The 18,524-nt window shown below is 58.9% G+C and carries 11 protein-coding genes and 1 pseudogene; 10 read left to right on the forward strand and 2 right to left on the reverse strand.

Features of this window, described 5'->3' with window-relative positions; all coding sequences use genetic code 11:
* Positions 1-226: 226 nt before the first annotated feature.
* The gene (gene lysS, locus BV106_RS30635; protein WP_038171275.1) at positions 227-1,690 is read right to left on the reverse strand and encodes a lysine--tRNA ligase; all 1,464 of its coding nucleotides are present in this window, start codon (positions 1,688-1,690) and stop codon (positions 227-229) included.
* On the opposite strand from lysS, the gene BV106_RS38995 reads away from it, so the two are divergent.
* Complete coding sequence (locus tag BV106_RS38995; protein WP_038171276.1) at positions 1,689-2,453, forward strand: metallophosphoesterase; 765 nt, start codon at positions 1,689-1,691, stop codon at positions 2,451-2,453. The two genes, lysS and BV106_RS38995, sit on opposite strands and share 2 nt — an antisense overlap.
* A 136-nt stretch (positions 2,454-2,589) precedes the next feature.
* Here the strand turns inward: BV106_RS38995 and BV106_RS36505 are convergent, their stop codons facing one another.
* Positions 2,590-3,723, reverse strand: a complete 1,134-nt coding sequence (locus BV106_RS36505; protein WP_265596243.1) for a tetratricopeptide repeat protein — start codon at positions 3,721-3,723, stop codon at positions 2,590-2,592.
* Positions 3,724-3,794: 71 nt separating this feature from the next.
* Between BV106_RS36505 and BV106_RS30650 the strand changes: the two genes are divergently transcribed.
* The 9 genes and pseudogenes from BV106_RS30650 to BV106_RS30680 all read left to right on the forward strand — a co-directional run bounded on the left by BV106_RS30650 (position 3,795) and on the right by BV106_RS30680 (position 18,505).
* On the forward strand, positions 3,795-4,208 hold the full coding sequence (locus BV106_RS30650; protein WP_038171279.1) for a hypothetical protein: 414 nt from the start codon (positions 3,795-3,797) through the stop codon (positions 4,206-4,208).
* Positions 4,209-4,422: 214 nt separating this feature from the next.
* Positions 4,423-5,394 (forward strand): LysR substrate-binding domain-containing protein, encoded by a 972-nt coding sequence (locus BV106_RS30655; protein ID WP_051946574.1) that lies wholly within the window; start codon positions 4,423-4,425, stop codon positions 5,392-5,394.
* Between the two features lie 556 nt (positions 5,395-5,950).
* A complete protein-coding gene (locus BV106_RS39000; protein ID WP_265596246.1) occupies positions 5,951-7,111 on the forward strand; it encodes a U32 family peptidase in 1,161 nt (386 codons plus the stop codon).
* Positions 7,027-7,287 (forward strand): annotated as a pseudogene (locus BV106_RS39005) (DUF3656 domain-containing protein); the annotation flags it as partial. The gene BV106_RS39000 and the pseudogene BV106_RS39005, both read left to right, overlap by 85 nt.
* Positions 7,288-7,413: 126 nt before the next feature.
* Positions 7,414-8,391, forward strand: coding sequence for a U32 family peptidase (locus BV106_RS39010; RefSeq protein ID WP_343123385.1), 978 nt, complete (start codon positions 7,414-7,416; stop codon positions 8,389-8,391).
* 348 nt (positions 8,392-8,739) lie between these two features.
* Positions 8,740-12,081, forward strand: a complete 3,342-nt coding sequence (locus BV106_RS30665) for a helicase-related protein (protein WP_038171283.1) — start codon at positions 8,740-8,742, stop codon at positions 12,079-12,081.
* A 102-nt stretch (positions 12,082-12,183) separates the two neighbouring features.
* Complete coding sequence (locus BV106_RS30670; RefSeq protein WP_265596244.1) at positions 12,184-15,975, forward strand: Eco57I restriction-modification methylase domain-containing protein; 3,792 nt, start codon at positions 12,184-12,186, stop codon at positions 15,973-15,975.
* A complete protein-coding gene (locus tag BV106_RS30675) occupies positions 15,972-17,645 on the forward strand; it encodes an ATP-binding protein (RefSeq protein ID WP_038171285.1) in 1,674 nt (557 codons plus the stop codon). The genes BV106_RS30670 and BV106_RS30675 overlap by 4 nt, the downstream gene beginning before the upstream one ends.
* A complete protein-coding gene (locus BV106_RS30680; RefSeq protein WP_038171287.1) occupies positions 17,642-18,505 on the forward strand; it encodes an ImmA/IrrE family metallo-endopeptidase in 864 nt (287 codons plus the stop codon). Before BV106_RS30675 ends, BV106_RS30680 begins: the two co-directional genes overlap by 4 nt.
* Positions 18,506-18,524: the final 19 nt, after the last annotated feature.

An 18,524-nucleotide genomic window follows, 5' to 3' on the forward strand; every position in this document is an offset into this window, starting at 1 on the left:
TTCGCCCCAATCGTCCCATGACGCCGCCCTGCAATGACACGCACAAGCTGAGTTCCCCTCATGGGACGTGCCACGGGACCGGGACAAGAATGTCCCTCCCTCCTTTTACTCTCGCCCGCGATGGCAAATCTATCACCATCGCAGGCAAACAATGCATCCATTCACCCAACAGCGGCCAACACCTTGACCACTGACGAACTGACGTACCGACGCACTGGCTACTGACCTACCGCTTCTTCAACTGCGGGAACAGCACCACATCACGGATGCTCTCCGCGCCCGTGAGCATCATGACCAAGCGATCAATCCCAATGCCGATGCCGCCGGCGGAGGGCATGCCGTATTCGAGAGCAAGGAGGAACTCTTCGTCCACTTTTTGAGTTTCCTCGCCCGCCTGGTGTTCCAGACGCTCGCGCTGCACGATGGGATCGTTGAGCTCGCTGTAGCCGGGGGAGATTTCCTGGCCGTTGATGACCAGTTCGTACACATCCACCACGCTGCCGTCGGCCTTGTTCTGCTTGGCCAGGGGCACCAACTCGGCAGGCACATGGGTGACGAAGAGCGGGTCGAAGCTCTTCTCTTCGATGAGCTTTTCAAACACCTGCTGGCTCACTTCGTAGTCCACCATGCCGGCGCTCACTTCCACGCCCAGCTCGGCGCACTTCGCCTTCTTGTCCTCGAGTGACAGCTCGAACCAGCCCTCTCCCGCCACGCCCTTGATCAGCTCCTTGTAGGGAGCGCGACGCCAGGGGCGCTGGAGGTTGATGGTGCGGGTCACGTTGCCTTCGTCATCCTTGTGCTCGATGAGCAGGCCACCGCAGAACTTCTCCGCGAGGTGGCAGACCATACTCTCCACGAGGTCCGCCATCTGCTCGAAGTCGGAAAAGGCCCAGTAGGCCTCCAGCATGGTAAACTCGGGGTTGTGACGGCGGCTCAGGCCCTCGTTGCGGAAGTTGCGGTTGAGTTCGAAGATCTTCGTGAACCCACCCACCAGGAGACGCTTGAGGAAGAGCTCCGGCGCGATGCGGAGGTACATCGCCATGTTCAGCGCCTTGAAGAAGGTCTCGAACGGCGTGGCGGCCGCGCCACCGGGAACGTCCTGCATCATCGGCGTCTCCACTTCCAGGAATCCGCGATCCTGCAGGAAGCGGCGGATCTCCGCCACCATGAGGCTGCGCTGCACGAAGGTGTCGCGGCTGCGCTCGTTGCTGATGAGGTCCAGATAACGCTGGCGATACTTGATCTCGCGATCCGTCACGCCGTGCCACTTGTCCGGCAGCGGACGCAGGGCCTTGCTCATCACCTGGAGGGTCTCGGTGTGCACGGAGGGCTCACCCGTCTTCGTCACGAAGGTCTTGCCGGAAACGCCGAGCCAGTCGCCGATGTCCACGAGCTCGGTCAGGAGTTCGAAGGCTTCGTCGCCGATCTCTTTCTTGTTCACGTAGCACTGAATGCGGCCCGTGATGTCGGACAGGTCAAAGAACACCGCCTTGCCCATGGTACGGCGGGCGGTCACGCGACCGGCCACCTTCACTTCCAGATCCGGCTGGAAATCACGGCGCAGCGCGCCCGGCTGGTGAGTCGTGTCAAAGCGTCCGCCGAAGGGGTCAATGCCACGCGCGACCATGGTGTTGAGCTTGTCGCGGCGGATTTGCAGCAGTTCGGATTCGGAATGTTCTTGTCCTTGCATGGGAAGTGTCGTCAATTATGCGGCAGTGAGCGGAAACGCACCTCTAGCCGAGACTCTGGTATTTGCTACTGCAAAGGTGTGCCCGGAGAATGACGTGTGGCTGGACAGCCGCGGCGCACTGTGGCATCCGGGCAGTCGCTGGCTGGCCGTGGCCGATCTCCACTACGGCTATGAGCTCACCATGCGCCGGGCCGGTGGCCTCTTCCCCCAGTGGGGCATGGGCGACATCCGCGCCCGCCTCCAGGCCCTGATCCGGCACTATCAACCGGAGAAGCTCATCCTCGCGGGCGACGTCATGGACAGCAGCGGCTCGGCGGAAGAGACCCTCACCCTGCTGGCCGCCCTTCAGCCCCAGGTGCCCACCCTCATCTGCCTGGAGGGCAATCACGAGCGCCCCGCCCTGCTCAAGCGCTGGACCTTCCAACGCTGGCACCGGGAAGACGGCGGCTACCTCTTTCACCACGGCCACAACCCGCAGGAGGTGCTGGACTGCCCCGAAGCCACCGCAGGCGCCACCGTCCAAATCACCGGCCACTGGCACCCCGCCGTCACGCTCAACGACGGTGCAGGCACCTCCATGAAGCTGCCCGCCCTCATCCAGCAGCGCCCCCGGTCCCGTCGTACTCTATCGGTGCACCACCACCACTGGATCCTCCCCGCCTTCTCCCCCTGGGCCCGCGGCGGCCGCCTGCCAGCCCCCGCTGAAAACGTGCGACAAGAAACCTGGGCCTGCCATCAGCGGCGAGTTTTCGCGGTGGGGTGAGGCACTAAAAATTAGGAATTCTGAATTAGGAATGATGAATGGAGAACCCAATGGCTAAACCCTCTCAGCAGGGTGCAGCTCAGGCGCAGTTCATTCCTAATTCCTAATTCATCATTCCTAATTTTTTGATCCAGCTTTAGCTGATCACCACCGGCTTGTCCCCGCTGTCCTGATCCTTCTTCGGCGCGGGCTTCGCACGACGGCGCGGTACGGCTTCCTCCTGCAAAATCCGGTCTTCCACCAGAGGCTTGGCACCAGACTCCGGCGTGGGATCTTTCTCGGTGAAGGCTGACTGCTTTTTGTAGGTCTTGAGACGCTCGCTGAGTTCCTGTTCCAGCTTCGCTTTGTCCTCGGGCTTGACGTCGCCGTCCTTGTCGCCATCCAGCATGACGATGGCCTTCATCTGGGTCTGCACGGCTTCGCCGAACTTCCCGCTGCGCGCCAGAGCCGCCGCCAGGGTGTCGATCATCTCATACTGCTTGCCGCTGAGCTTCTCGACCGCGTTCCGCGCGAACTCAACGGCGGATTCGCCATCATGGAAGCTGTCGTCCGGGCACACGGCCAGGAACCACGCGAGGTCGTTGCGAGCCCAGGGATCATCCGAGCGCGCGGCCCGACGATACCAGGCCTCAGCCCGACGATAGTCCAACGGCACGCCCGTGCCCGTGTAGTAAAGGTAGGCCAGGTGCGTCATCGCGCGGATCAGGCCGTTCTGTGCGGCCTTCAGGTACCACTCTGCGGCTTCGCGGGTGTTCTTGTCGATCCCCAGACCACGCTCCAGCTTGAAGGCATACATCGCCTGGGAGGGGGCAAAGTCCTGATCCGCCGCCCGCTTCAGCCACTTGTTGGCCTCGGCCTGGTTCTTCTCCACGCCTTTGCCCAGTTCGTAGCACTGGGAGAGATTCTGCTGCGCCAGGGCCAGACCGTACTTGGCGGCCTTTTCATACCACTCGAAGGCCTTCTTCTCATCCTTCGGGAAGCCCACCCCCTCTTCATTCATCGTGCCCAGGGCGTTCATCGCCTCCAGCTTCTCCTTCTCCGCCGCCCGGGTCAGCCATTCGGCCGCTTTTTTCTCATCCTTTGGCATGCCTTCTCCTCCGAGATAGCGGATGCCCAGCTCAAACTGCGCATCGGCATTGCCTCGCTCCGCCAGCTGCTGCAGCGCGGCCGGATCAAAGTCGTCCCCCACACCTCCATTTTGTGCATGCAAAGGCAGAACACCCACCAGCAGAGCGGCCGCGCCCAGAAGCGCGAAGCGAAGGATTTTCATGGGATTAAACATATCGGGTAAGAATACGAACGACAACCTCAGACATCTTCCCAGCAGCAACCGTTCCGATCATGTTGCGCTACTTTTCCCGTCTCAATCGCGCCCGGAAGGTCCTTTGGAGCTACCTCCTGTGGTGGATCCACACCGTCGGGCACCATTTTGAGCCCCGGCCACGCCTCTGGCTCACCTCCCTCGGGCTCAGCGGCATCATCGGCCTGGCCCTTCTGCTGAGCACCCGCACCTCCTCCGCCGGCACCACCCGGCTAGACCGCTGGCAGATCTTCCGCCTCTTTCTCATGCCGTTTTGCGTCTCCAGCTTCGCCGCCCTGGTAAAGGACCAAGGCTTCCTCCTCATCTTCCCACCCACCTGGCAGGAAAACCTCAGCGCCCTCACCCTCATCGCCGCCTTCTGGGGACTCACGGGGCTGCTGGAGCGTGTTTATGCGTTGAAGGTACCGGCGCCTCAGCTTGAACGACAAAGTTGAAGCGGACCTGTTCCGGGGAAACTTCAAAGTCCAAACTTCAAACTTCAGAAGTTCCCCGGGCCTCGCTGCTACCCACCGCAAATAGCGGTCGCAAGAGCTTGCTGACGCAAAATCCCGCCCCAAGAGGACCGCGTCTCCGCATTCCTAATTCCTAATTCCTAATTCCTAATTTTTGGTTTCTCTTATGCCCAATCGTTCTTAAACTCCCCCACCCATGGAACTCCGGCATCTGCGCTATTTCCAGGCCGTGGCCGAGGAACTCAGCTTCTCGAAAGCCGCGGAGAAGCTCCACATCGCCCAGCCAGCCCTGAGCCGCACGGTCAAGGAGTTGGAGGATGACCTCGGCGCGGAGCTTCTCCAGCGCACGAAGCGCAGCGTGAAACTCACCCCCGCCGGGGCGGTGCTCCTGCATGAGGCGGGCATCCTGCTGGGCCTGTGCGAGGAAGCCATCCGCAAGGTCCACCGCACTGTGAAAGGCCAGGAGGGCGAGCTCCGCCTCGGCTTCATCGGACCGCCCACCCAGCCCTTTCTCTCACGACTCCTCAAGGAGTACCGCCGCCGTCATCCCCGCGTGACCGTCATTCTTGAGGAACGCACCCCTGAGCGCGTCTGGGAAATGGTCTCCAAGGACCGCATCGACGTCGGCCTCACCCGCCCCGTCGCCGCCAGCGACCGCATCCCCCTCCAGACCCTCCTCCTGCGTCGCGAGTCCCTCTCCGTCGTCGTCCCCCGCAGCCACCCCCTCGCCAGCGAGGCCAAGGTCACCTGGAAGATGCTGGAAGGCCTCCCCCTCATCGTCCTCGCCCGCCGCGAAGGCGTCGGCCTGTACGACCGCATCATGATCGGCTGCCACCGCGCCGGGTTCTCCCCCAAGCTCACCCTCACCCCCAGCATCGTCGGCACCGTCGTCACCTACGTCGAAGCCGGCGCCGGCATCGGCGTCGTCCCCGAAAGCGTCGACACCCTCACCCGCAACCCCGACCTCATCTTCAAACCCCTCCACCCCATCGTCTCCGTCGACCTCGTCATGGTCTGGAACAAGGGAGCGGGCGGGAGTAATCCCGCTGCTGAGGCCTTTAGGGCGTTGGTCAGTGAGTGGGTGAATCAGGACGTACTCATGCCAGTGGGCAGTGGGCAGTCATCAGAAAGTGACACAGCCGTCCCGGCTGTGGTCAGGGGTATTTGAGCGTTCTCTGACGGTCATTCACCCTGAGCCATTTGCACCTCTACCCCTTCGTATCCCAGTGCGTCAGTAGGCGGTGCGTCAGTTCGTCAGAATCCGTAATTTTGCTCACCAAAAAGTGTTTTGCCCCCGTTTAGCGTCAAGTCAGCGTCCGTCAGCGGTTCACTTTCTTATCCCTTGCCCCTTAACCCTCTTCCCTCTCTGAGTCAGCGGTTCCCCCTTATCCCTCTTCCCTAACCCCTTTTCCCTCTCCCCGTTAGTGTGAATCAGTGGTTCGTCTTTCTCCTAAACCAAGCTCCGCCGCCTAAACGCCCGCTTGCGGGCTCTCAACCAGCCGCTTGCGGCGTCTCAACCTAGGCCGTATCTTCCCGGCTTGTCCTCTCTGCCTCCATCCCCTGCTCCCCGCCCTGCCCCTCCCGAACTCCTCTCCCCAGCCGGCAACTGGGAATGCGCCCGTGCGGCCGTCGCCAATGGCGCGGACGCCATTTTCTTCGGCCTGCCCCGGTTCAATGCCCGGCTGCGCGCAGACAATTTTACGGAGGAAGACCTGCCGGAGCTCATGGCGTTCCTGCACAAGCACGGGGTGCGGGGGTATTGCGCGTTCAACACGCTCATCTTCACCGGGGAGCTGGAGGATGCCGAGAAACAACTCCGCCTCCTGGAGTCGGCGGGTGTGGACGCGGTCATTGTTCAGGACCTGGGCCTGGCCCGCATGGTGAAGGCGCTCGCTCCCAGGCTGCATCTGCATGCCTCCACGCAGATGACCATCACCTCGCCTGAGGGCCTGCGTTTTGCCCGGAACCTCGGGCTGGATCTCGCCGTGCTTTCGCGCGAGCTCTCCCTGCGCGACCTGGAGGCGTTTAAGAAAGACGCCGAGCTGCCGCTGGAAGTCTTTGTGCACGGGGCTCTCTGTGTCGCTTACTCCGGTCAGTGCCTCACCAGCGAATCCCTCGGCCGCCGCAGCGCCAACCGGGGCGAGTGCGCCCAGGCCTGTCGCATGCCGTATGAGCTGGTCGTCGATGGCGAACTGCGCGACCTGGGCGACAAGCGTTATCTCCTCTCCCCGCAGGACCTCGCTGCCGTGGAGGAGATCCCCAGCCTGATCGCGGCGGGCATTCACAGCTTCAAGATCGAAGGCCGCCTCAAGTCGCCAGAGTACGTCGCCGCCGTGACGCGAGTCTATCGCAAGGCCATCGACACCGCCCTGGAGGCGCTGGAGAACGACCAGCCCCTGCCTCCGCAGCTCATGAACGAGGAGGACCGTTATTCCCTCGAGATGACCTTCAGCCGCGGGCTCTTCAGCGGCTGGATGCACGGGGTGAACCACCAGCAGCTCGTCGGTGCCCGCTTTGCCAAGAAGCGCGGCCCGCTCGTGGGCGAGGTCCGTACCGTCGATCGTGATACCATCGAACTCACGCCCTTCCAGATCCCCTTGAAGCCTGGCGACGGCGTGGTGTTTGAGAACCCGTCCGATACCGACCGCGAGCAAGGCGGCTATCTCTTCCAGGTCGAAGGCAGCCGCATCGCCTTCCAGCGTGGCAAGATCGATTTCACCTCCATCAGCCCGGCACCCGCGTTTACAAGACCGCCGATCCCGCCCTGGAACGGGAGCTTCAGGCCACGTTCAAGGGCGACCTACCCATTCGCAAACGTCGCGCGCTGCACTTCACCGTCACCGGTCAGGCCGGACAACCGCTCGCGGTGGAAGTTCGAGACTTGAACGGAGGCGTCAATGCCAGTCTGGAAGGGCCAGTGCTCGCGCAGGCCAGCTCCGCCATGCCGCTGGAAGTGGCCCAGAAGAAGCCCCTTTCTCGCGAGACCTTGGCCGAGCAGTTCGGCCGACTCGGCGGCACGCCGTATGAACTCGCCGGGCTGGATTCCCAGCTTGAGGGCGCGGTCATCGTGCCTGTGAGTGAGCTCAACCGCCTGCGCCGCGCCCTCGTGGCTGCGCTGGATCTCCTGCCCTCCGCCCCGGTGTTCGAGGCTCCCTCGCCCGAAGGGCTCAAGCCCTCGGCGCGCGCCATGCTCGCCCCGTTGGAGGAGGCCCGCCTGGATCTCGCCCCCACGGTCGAGGCCCGTCTCTATGTCTTGTGTCGCAGCATGGAACAGATTGATGCCGCCCTCGCCGCGGGCGTGGCCCGGCTCTATGTGGACTTTGAGGACGTGCGCCTCTATCCGGAGGCCGTCCAGCACGTTCGCGCCCATAACAGCGCCCGCGCTGCGGCTGCCGCTTCAGCATCGGGGACAGAGGCCAAGCCCCAGACCGAAACCGGGACCGAGATCTTCCTCGCCACCCCGCGCATTCAGAAGCCGCGGGAGGAAGGGTTCTTCAAGCTCATCGCCCGGGCCCATCCCGATGGCGTCTTGATCCGGAACCTCGGGGCCATCGGCTTCTTTGCTGGCACGGGCCTGCGCACCACGGGCGATTTCTCGCTCAACGTGGCCAATCCCCTCACGGCCGAGTTCTTGAAGACCACCGGCCTGGAGCAGCTCACCGTCAGTTATGACCTGAACATCGAGCAGGTGCTGGACCTCCTCTATGGCTGCCCGCCCACCTGGTTCGAGCTCACGCTCCACCAGCACATGCCCATGTTTCACATGGAGCACTGCGTCTTTGCCTCCTTCATGTCCACCGGCAGCACCTTCCTGGACTGCGGCCGCCCCTGCGAGCGCCACAAGGTCAAGCTGCGCGACCGCACCGGCATGGAGCACCCCCTCAAGGCCGACGTCGGCTGCCGCAACACCCTCTTCAACGCCGTGCCCCAGACCGGGGCCCGGTTCTATGAGATGCTTTACGGAGCCGGCCTCCGCACCTTCCGAGTCGAGTTCCTCGAGGAATCCGGCCCCGAAGCGTCCCAGACCCTCGCCCTCTATCAGGACCTCATGTCCCACCGCCGCGACGGCGAAACCCTCTGGCGGGATCTGAAAGCGCAGTCGCAGTTGGGGGTGACTTCCGGGACCTTGCGGGATCGAGAGCGCGATCCGCTGATTGCGTATTGACCACAAGGAAGAAAGCATTCCACTGGAAGCTTTCGGACACGCGCGCATTTTCCCATTCGGCTACTCGCTTTAGCCTCCGCAGTCGCTAGAAACCATTGCTTGGTGCTCCCCTTAAAAATGGGCCAAGCCTTGGTAGCCATAGGTGCCACAATGCGAAGTCGCTAAAGATCGCAATGGATTTACACGACGAACTATCAGTTTGCAGGCTGGACATTTTCAATGGCCTACGCAATCCTTAGCCCTCAAGGTGAGCAAATTACCGTTCATCGATCAGAAGTGCTTGCCCTGCGTCCAGTGTCGCCATAGTTCCACCGTACGCTTGCTCTTCCTCTGCAAAACTTTCTGGAAATGACTGAATCGCCCTCTCCAGCCCTTGCCTCACTACGAGACAATCGCCCCACCAGGGGGACCGTTGGTGACTTCCTGAAGCAAGAAATACTGCCCGACAGCATACTTTCGTTCGTTTCCGCCTACTTTACGGTTCATGCATATCAAGCTCTCGCTGAACAGCTTGAGAATGCCGACCACCTGCGATTTCTCTTCGGCGAGCCAACATTCATTTCAGGCATCGACAAAGGAGGCAAGCAGTCAGCGAATTTCAAGCTAACCGAAAACGGCCTGACCATAGCCAAAACACTGGTGCAGGGGGCAGCAGCAAGAGCTTGTGCCGCATGGATTGATCGCATGGTCCAGATTCGCTCGATCCGCCAATCGAACTTCCTTCACGGGAAGGCGTACCACATCCAAAACGGTAACGCCTCCAGCGCAATTCTTGGCAGCTCCAACTTCACGGTTCCAGGCCTTGGGCTGGGCCCGAACAGTAACATTGAGCTAAACCTGATTGTCGACTCTGACCGAGATCGGAGAGACCTCAAAGCTTGGTTCGATGAGGTTTGGACCGACGAGCGGCTAACCAAGGACGTTAAGCAGGAAGTTTTGACCTACCTCAATCGGCTCTCCGCTCCCAACTCGCCCCAGTTCATTTACTTCCTCACACTCTACCATCTCTTCAGGGGAGAGCTCGAGGGTGCGAAGGAAACAGATGACAACCTCAGAACCAGCAGTCTCCTTGAGGCAAACGTCTGGAAGATGCTTTACTCGTTCCAAAAGGACGGGGTTAAGGGTGCAATCAACAAAATCCGCGACTACAACGGCTGCATTTTGGCAGACAGCGTCGGGCTAGGAAAAACTTTCGAGGCCCTGGCCGTGATCAAATACTTCGAGCTAAGGAATGAAAAGGTCCTCGTTCTCTGTCCAAAGAAACTCAGGCAAAACTGGACCGTGTTTCGTTCCAACAGCCGCCTGAATCCGCTGCTCGACGACCGCTTTGCCTTCGACGTGCTTTCCCACACAGATTTATCCCGCACCTCAGGAATGACGGGCGATCACGATCTCGCTAATTTCCACTGGGACAACTACGGGCTCGTGGTAATTGACGAGTCGCACAACTTCCGCAACAACGCTGTTGGGAAACCAAATGACGACGGAACGTCGCGGCGCACCCGATATGAGAGGCTCCTGGAGGACGTGATTCAGTCCGGGCAGAAGACCAAGGTACTCCTGCTTTCCGCCACCCCGGTCAACAACGGTATCTCAGACCTGCGAAATCAGATTTCCTTCATTGCGGGTGGCGACGTAGCTCGCTCAGCAGACCCGACTCACGATGGTGCCTTCAAAGAGAAGCTCGGCATTCCGAGCGTCAAAGAAACAACCCGTAAAGCCCAGGCCAAGTTCACACTCTGGACCAAAAAGCCAGCCGAGCAACGAAAGTCACGCGACCTCATTCATGAGCTGGGCAGCGACTTCTTCCATCTCCTCGACGGTTTGACGATCGCGCGCTCGCGAGCGCAGATCAAACGCTACTACTCTCAGGAAATGGAGAAGCTTGGCGGATTTCCGAAGCGCAATGCCCCCCTCGCAGAATATCCTCACATTGATTTGAATCAGGAGTTTCTCTCTTTCGAGGAACTCGACCGGCGGATCGGAGAGTTGACGTTGAGCCTCTACCATCCCAGCACCAAGCTGAAAAAGGATCTTCCCCCTCAAGTTCGCGCCCACTACGAGCAAAAAATCGGCAACTTCAACCAGGCCGGCCGCGAGCGGATCCTCATCGCCATGATGAAGATCAACTTCCTCAAACGGCTGGAAAGTTCGATCGACTCCTTCCGCCTTACTCTCGCGCGCACGATTGAGAAAATCGACCGTCTTGAAATGAAGCTCCAGGCTTTCCAGGAAGCTCGGAGCGCCAATCCCCAGCTCGACTTTGCCAATCTCTCCGAAGATGACTTCGACGATCTGGACCTCGACCCCGAAGATCTTGAGATCGGCGGCAAACACAAGATCAACCTCAGCCACCTCAACCTCCCAGATTGGTTGCTCGCCGTTCGTCTGGATAGGGACCAACTGCAGAACTTGCTGGATCACGCCAACCCCGTGACTGTCGTGCGCGATGCCAAGCTCACGCGCGTGAGAGAGATCATCACTGAAAAAGTGAAGAGACCGGGCAAAAACAAGGACGGTAAGCCGGTGCGAAAGGTCATCATTTTCACGGCCTTTGCCGATACGGCCCGCTACCTGTACGAACACCTCGCCCCTTATTGCCGTGATACGCTCGGCGTTCACAGCGCGCTCATCTGCGGTGGGGGGAAGTACAAGACCTCGCTCGGCGGCAATGATTTCGAGCAAATACTGACCAACTTCTCGCCGATTTCGAAGAAGCGTGACAAGCAGCGTCAGCTTCCTCAAGACGAGGAAATCGACCTACTCATTGCCACCGACTGCATCTCGGAAGGCCAAAACCTCCAGGATGCCGATCTTCTGATCAACTACGACATCCACTGGAATCCGGTCCGCATCATCCAGCGCTTTGGCCGCATCGACCGGATCGGATCGAAGAACAAGACAGTCTCGCTGGTCAATTTCTGGCCTACCAAGGATCTTGACGCCTACCTCAATGTGAAGAACCGCGTCGAGGACCGGATGGCGCTTGTCGATCTCACCGCCTCTGGTGAGGACAATCTGCTCGCCTCAGACCAGATCGAAGATTTGATAAAAACTGATCTGCACTACCGCAACCAGCAGCTCAAACGCCTCCAGAACGAAATCCTCGATCTTGAGGAACTGGAAGACGAGATGATCTCGCTCGCTGACTTTTCGCTCACGGACTTTCGACTGGATCTGCTCAAGTTCCTGGAAAACAATCGCGAGCAGCTTGAATCTGCGGAACTCGGTCTCTACGCCATCGTTCCTCCGGATCCGCAATTACCCGCTTCCCAGCCAGGTATCCTTTTCTGCCTGCGCCAGCGAGATGACAAGCGCTCTACCGAAGTGAACCCACTGGCTCCTCACTATCTGGTCTATGTGTTGGACGATGGCAATGTACGCCTTACCTTCATGCAGCCGAAGCAGTGTTTGGAGCTCTTCCGAGTATTGGCAGCCGGTTATCCGAGTGCATTCACCGACCTCTGCGACGCATTCGATACTCGGACCCAAAATGGCGAGGACATGAGCCAAGCCTCCAAACTTCTCGAATCGGCTGTCGCCTCCATCAAGCGCAGCTTCACCAAGCGTGCGACCGCCTCCCTCTTTTCGGGACGCGACGGCCTACTGCCCAAAGCCAGCGAGACGCCATCATCCACCGATGACATGGAACTCATCACCTGGCTCGTTATCTCGAATCCTTTGAAATGATTTTCCATGCCTATTGTCACTGATATCCGGCCGCTACTAGCGAACGCTCTTCAGGGGCTTGAATTTGGACTGCTCCGTGATTCCGCAATACACCTTCTAAGTGTGCTCGGATACGAAAGCGATCGCACCCACGAATTGGCAGATTCTTCACCGCTAGCCTTTCTCGAACTCGTCGAAACGCAGAAAAGCGATGCGAAGTTCGATCAAGCCAAGGCTCTCTTCGCTGAGTGGAAATCCGCCGACATTCTTTTCCAGCTCACCAGCGAAGACCTTGCGGCCACTTCCAGCCTGTTCAAGGAAACCGATCTCAAGCCCGGCCTACTCCAGTCCTACCTCTTCTTCTCCATCGAGCTGACGGGCAAAAACTACGCCCGTGGCAAGCTCACCGGCATCGCCCGTCAGATCAACCGCGTTTTCCCCATGCCCGTCATGGTGCTGATCCGCCATGGCGACGCAACCGGCAGCCCCATCCTCTCCATCGCCGTCATCAACCGGCGGCAAAACAAACTCCAAGCCAGCAAGGACGTCCTCGAAAAGGTCACCCTCATCCGCAACATCTCCCTGTCTAGCCCCCACCGCGGCCATCTCGACATCCTTGCCTCCTTCGCACTCCAGAATCTCGTCCACCCGAAGAAACTCCCCATCCAGGACTTCGACACCCTCCACGCCGCGTGGGAGGAAATCTTCAACGTCGAACTGCTAAACAAACGGTTCTACCGAGAACTGGCCAACTGGTATTTCTGGGCGCTCCCGCAGGTAGAGTTCCCCGCCGACATCGAGAAGGACGACGAGAAACGCCGCGCCACTGGCCTCATCCGGCTGCTCACCCGCCTCATTTTCTGCTGGTTCCTCAAGGAAAAGGGCCTCATCCCGGAAAAACTCTTCCATCCCACCGACCTCACCAAGCTCCTCAAAGGCTTCGACCCCGAGAGCGAGACCAGCTCCGTCTATTACCAGGCCATCCTGCAGAACCTCTTCTTCGCCACGCTCAATCAGCGCATGGGCAAGGATTCCAAGGGCAACCCATACCGCGTCTTCGCCACCGACGAGGGCTTCCTGAAGAACAAGACCACCTACGATGTCAACAATCTCTACCGCTACGAAAAGCACTTCGCCGTCCCGCAGGACGAAGCCCTCGCCCTTTTCGCCGACATCCCCTTCCTCAATGGCGGGCTTTTCGAGTGTCTCGATCAATCAGAAGAGGGCACCGGCAAAAAACGCTACCTCGATGGCTTCTCGCGCAATCCCAAGATGCGCCCCCATGTCCCCGACCGCCTCTTCTTCGACAGCGGCGAGACTGCCGACCTCGCCGAAGTCTATGGCGACAAGAAACGCAAGGCCGAGAAGGTCACCGGACTCATCTCCATCCTGAACCGTTACAAGTTCACCATCGTCGAGAACACGCCCATTGATCAGGAAATCGCCCTCGATCCCGAGCTGCTCGGCAAGGTCTTCGAGAACCTCCTCGCCTCCTACAACGAAGAAACCAAAACCACCGCCCGCAAGCAGACCGGCTCCTTCTACACCCCGCGTCCCATCGTTGAATACATGGTGGACGAATCGCTCAAGGCCCACCTCACCGGCGCTCTAACGCAGAACGGCATGAGGGAGACGGACGCGCAGGCTGGCCTCGACATCCTCTTCGCATACACCGAGCGCGAGCATCCATTCCGCGAGCACGAAGTTGCCGCCCTGCTCGACGCCATCCACACCTGCAAGATTCTCGACCCCGCCTGCGGCTCCGGTGCCTTCCCGATGGGGATGCTGCAAAAACTCGTTTACATCATCCACAAGCTCGACCCCGACAACGCCCGCTGGAAGCAACTCCAGATCGACACCGCCGCGAAGATTCCCGATCCCTCCGCCCGCGACGCCGCCATCACCGCCATCGAACGCGACTTCGCCGACAATGAGGACGACTACGGCCGCAAGCTCTACCTCATCGAGAACTGCCTCTACGGCGTGGACATCCAGCCCATCGCCATCCAAATCTCGAAGCTCCGTTTCTTCATCTCCCTCGTCTGCGACCAGCGCACCAACCGCAGCAAAAAGGAAAACCACGGCATCCGCCCGCTGCCCAACCTCGAAACCAAGTTCGTCGCCGCCGACACGCTCATAGGGCTTCCGATTCCCGCGCCAGACCTCTTTGTGCGAACTCTGATTGATCCTATTGAAGCCAAGATCGAATTCGCCGTGCATTCCCACTTCGGTGCTCAAAATCGTAAACAGAAGCTCAAGCTACAGGATGACATCAATCGCCTGCAGTCAGAGCTCGCTGAAGCGATTGCGACCAGTCTTGGCGCCAAGCCGGGTTCAGACGTTGCAGTCAAAGCCCGGCACATTGCAAAGTGGAACCGATTTAATCCTCAGATCGCAGCAGACTTCTTCGATACTCATTGGATGTTCGGGCGCTCATTGGGAAAAGGCTTCGACATCGTCTTTGGAAATCCGCCTTATATCCAGATTCAGAAGTTTCCCGCCGCACAGAAAGCCATATGGCAATCTCAAGGATTCAAGACCTACGCCGCCACTGCTGACATTTATTGCCTCTTTTACGAACGCGGCGCGCAACTCCTCAAACCGGGCGGGCACCTTGCCTACATCACATCTAACAAATGGATGCGAGCAGGTTATGGCGATCAGTTGCGCGGCTTCCTCTCATCTGAAGTGGACACTGTCTCGGTGCTCGACTTCGGCATGGCGCAAAACTTCGGGGCAGCCACTACCTATACCTGCATTGTGCAGCTTGAGAATCAACCCTACGCGCGAAAAACGCTCTCATGCTACGCTGTCGATGACCGTGCAGCCATGGCCGACCCAGCGAGCTATTTTGAACAAAACCGCGTTCTGCAAGATCACCTGAACGATTCGCCATGGGTCGTCATCTCCAAGGAACGCCAGCGCATCAAGGAACTGGTCGAAGCCCAGGGCGTGCCGTTGGAGAAGTGGGCCATTCAAATCAATTACGGCATCAAGACCGGCTTCAACGATGCCTTTTACATCACGCAGGATCAGCGCGACGCGATGGTGGCTGAAGATCCAAAGTGCGCGGACTTGATCGTGCCCCTGCTGCGGGGGCGCGATCTGGCCCGATTTCAGTCTAACTGGGACGGGACATGGATGATCAACACACACAATGGACTCCGAAGTGCTGGAGTTCCGCCGGTTGATGTCCGCAGGAATTTTCCCGCAATCTGGAAGCACCTGATCCAATGGGAGACAGAGCTAAAGACGCGCCAAGACAAGGGCAACCATTGGTCGAACCTTCGAAATTGTGCCTACCTGCGTGAGTTCTCGCAGCCGAAGATCATTTATCAGGATATCGCGCAGAGCCTCCCGTTCTACTTCGATGACCGCGAACACTTCTTCTTCAACAACACGCTTTGGATGATGAATGGGGACGCATCGCAGCTCCCCTACGTCACCGCGATGCTAAACTCATCGGTCTTCCGGTGCTGCTTTCGAGACAACTTCCCTGAATACTCGGGAAACGCCTACCGGCTATTCGCCATCTTCATGGAGAAAATCCCGGTGAAAAAACCTACAGACCAGCAATCTGCGTTGTTCGAAAAGCTCGTTCCGTTGATCCAGTTCGCCAAACGCACCGACGAGTTGATCGCCGCACAGTTTCTCGAAGACCTTATCGATGCCTGCGTAATGGAGTGCTACTTCCGCGAGCACATGGCCGAGCGCGACCTGCTGTTTCTCGACGACCTGGCTCCCCATCTCTCCGCCTACGACCCTAGCGCCTCCGAATCGCAACAGAGCGAGTTCATCGCCCAGCTCCACCGCACGCTGAACGCCCCCACGTCGAAAATCCGCAACCGCCTCCTCCGCATCTCCGCCGACAGCCCCGACCTCCTCGCCGTCATCAAAGAGGAGGGCGCGGTATGAAGTCCCGCCTCCACCGCCTCGAAATCCGCAACTTTAAAGCCTTCCGCGAGCCGTTCACTCTCGAGCTCGAAGGCCGTCACCTGCTCGTTTACGGCAGCAACGGCTCCGGCAAATCCTCCCTCTACTGGGCGCTCTACACCTTCCTTCAGAGTGCCAACAAGCCGACTCCCGGCGTCGCCAAATACTTCGATCCCGCCGACCCGCAAAACCTGCTCAACATTCACGAGAAAGACCCGGCCACCAAGCCAGGTGAAATCGCCCTGACCCTGCGCGACATCGCGACGAAGAACGACACGACGTATCGCATCAGCCAGACCGTCCACGGCACCCGCCAACAACCCGCGATCCTCAAAGGCGACCTCGCCAGCGACTTCATCACCTACCGCTTCTTCTTCGGTTTCTCCGATTTCCGAAACTCGCAGACGTTCAACGTCTGGCCGTTATTTGAGAAAGAGATTCTCCCTTTCTGTGTCACGACCGCCGGAGGTAGGCAAACGCCGGTTCAGATGTGGAACGCGATTCGGTCAGGCCAACCTAATCCTTATGCAAACAAAGGCCGCGCTGGGACGTATGCCTATGCCGACTTCCACTCAGCCACTAAGAGGTTCGCGGCCATCCTTCCCGGAATCATTGATGCCATAAGCTCTGAGGCTCAGTCCTTCTACGACACGCATTTCGCCAAGGACGACCAACCGAGGAAGATCACTTTAAAGCTCGGCCTCACGACGCCACCCTCCTCCTCGGGCGACAATCAGGCGGAGTTTCGGTTTACGCCTCCTGCAATCGGGTTTGGCGTCAAAATCGACGGCAGGACCATTGATCGTCCGCAGAGTTTTCTGAATGAAGCCAAGATGACGCAGCTCGCGCTTTCCGTCCGTTTCGCCGCTTCTCTGGTCAATCTTCACGAGTCCGACCTCAAGCTCCTCGTCCTCGACGACCTCCTCGTCAGCCTCGATATGAGCAACCGGATGAAGGTCGTCGAAATCCTCCTCTCCGATACCTTCGAGAACTACCAAAAGCTCATCCTCACTCACGAACTCGGCTTCTTCCGCGAGTTCCGGCGCAAACTCGGTCCCGATCACCCGAATTGGAGTTGTGTGAGTCTGGAAGGCACGCCTGCCACTGCGATCAGCGGTCGCACGGTCAAAACCGACCTTCAGAAAGCGGAGGAGTATCTCAACGGCTACAATCTGGACGAAGCCGCGCTCTGCCTCCGCAAGGTTGCCGAGGATACTGCCAAGCGTTTCATCGATCACAATGAAGTGCTCCCCACCAAAGACTTCGTTGGTCTGACGGAGGCTCTCCGAGCTGCACGTAACAAGATCCAATCAGAGCTGCCGGTGGAACTCTACGAAAAGGTTGTACGCAATACTCCAAACGCCCATCGCAATCTCCTTATCGCTTCAGATGATTCTGATCTTGATGGAAACACGGCATTAGACCCTCAAACGAAAGGGAGGCTGAAGACCAATCGTAACCGCTTACGCAGCCTCATCTCTACAGAACACGTTGAGCGACTGAAAACGGTGAAGCTAATCGACGACATCCTCGCTTGCACCGAGAGGGTTTTGAATCCCGCCGCCCACTCCGGATCTCCACCACTCTACAAAAAGGAGGTGCAAGACGCGCTCGATCTTATCGCACAATTGGAAATTCGACTAGCATCATGAAGCCGCAGGACGCCAGTCTTACCATGGTCGATGAAGATGTCGCTCGCTCTCTGCTAGATCAGCTCCTCGAAGATTCAAAACTCTACAAAACGAGCACGGACTACTTCGAACTGCTAGAGTTCACCAAGCGCCTGAGAAACTTCGCGCCCTTCAACGCAATGCTGCTTCACGTGCAGAAGCCAGGCCTTCGCTACGCTGCCTCCGCTTACGACTGGAAAGAACGCTTCGGCCGGAGCCCGAAAGAAAACGCGCGTCCTTTGTTGATCCTCTGGCCGTTCGGCCCGGTTGCACTCGTCTATGATGTCCAAGACACGGAGGGCAAAGACCTACCAATTGACGTGGACACCTTTTTTGCACGAGGTGCAATCACAGCGAAGCAATTATCCGGCGTCATTGAGAAGATGAACCGCAGGAACATTGACTGTACCTTCTTTGACGGTGGCGATGGGAACGCCGGATCGATACGGGTGGAGAAAGCTCCAACAACGAAAGAGGGTGGCCTCTACTCGATGCAATTAAACCGTAACCATAATGCTCCAGTGCAGTTCGTCACCATCGCGCACGAACTGGCTCACCTTTTCCTTGGTCATCTTGGTCCCGATAGGAAACTCAACATTCCAGAGCGTCCGCGCCCAGACCATGCGAAAGAAGAACTTGAGGCCGAATCCGTCGCCTACCTCGTCTGCGGACGGAATGGGGTAGAATCGAAGTCCCAAGCCTACCTGACCCATTTCGTTGAAGCGAACACGACCGTGGATAGCCTCGATCTGTACCAAGTCATGCGCGCCGCCGGCCAGATCGAAACCCTGCTCGGGCTAGCGTCTCACACCCGGTACCAGAAACCCAATACCTTAGCGTAACCTCTGCCAATTCGGCAAC

This window comes from Verrucomicrobium sp. BvORR106 (genome assembly GCF_000739655.1).
Taxonomy (GTDB): domain Bacteria; phylum Verrucomicrobiota; class Verrucomicrobiia; order Verrucomicrobiales; family Verrucomicrobiaceae; genus Verrucomicrobium.

Bases quoted from the DNA above. Each gene is read 5' to 3' on its own strand.
- BV106_RS38995 (WP_038171276.1), top strand. From the start codon at position 1,689: ATGGGAAGTGTCGTCAATTATGCGGCAGTGAGCGGAAACGCACCTCTA.
- lysS (WP_038171275.1), bottom strand. From the start codon at position 1,690: ATGCAAGGACAAGAACATTCCGAATCCGAACTGCTGCAAATCCGCCGC.
- BV106_RS36505 (WP_265596243.1), bottom strand. From the start codon at position 3,723: ATGAAAATCCTTCGCTTCGCGCTTCTGGGCGCGGCCGCTCTGCTGGTG.
- BV106_RS30650 (WP_038171279.1), top strand. From the start codon at position 3,795: ATGTTGCGCTACTTTTCCCGTCTCAATCGCGCCCGGAAGGTCCTTTGG.
- BV106_RS30655 (WP_051946574.1), top strand. From the start codon at position 4,423: ATGGAACTCCGGCATCTGCGCTATTTCCAGGCCGTGGCCGAGGAACTC.
- BV106_RS39000 (WP_265596246.1), top strand. From the start codon at position 5,951: ATGGCGTTCCTGCACAAGCACGGGGTGCGGGGGTATTGCGCGTTCAAC.
- BV106_RS39010 (WP_343123385.1), top strand. From the start codon at position 7,414: ATGCTCGCCCCGTTGGAGGAGGCCCGCCTGGATCTCGCCCCCACGGTC.
- BV106_RS30665 (WP_038171283.1), top strand. From the start codon at position 8,740: ATGACTGAATCGCCCTCTCCAGCCCTTGCCTCACTACGAGACAATCGC.
- BV106_RS30675 (WP_038171285.1), top strand. From the start codon at position 15,972: ATGAAGTCCCGCCTCCACCGCCTCGAAATCCGCAACTTTAAAGCCTTC.
- BV106_RS30680 (WP_038171287.1), top strand. From the start codon at position 17,642: ATGAAGCCGCAGGACGCCAGTCTTACCATGGTCGATGAAGATGTCGCT.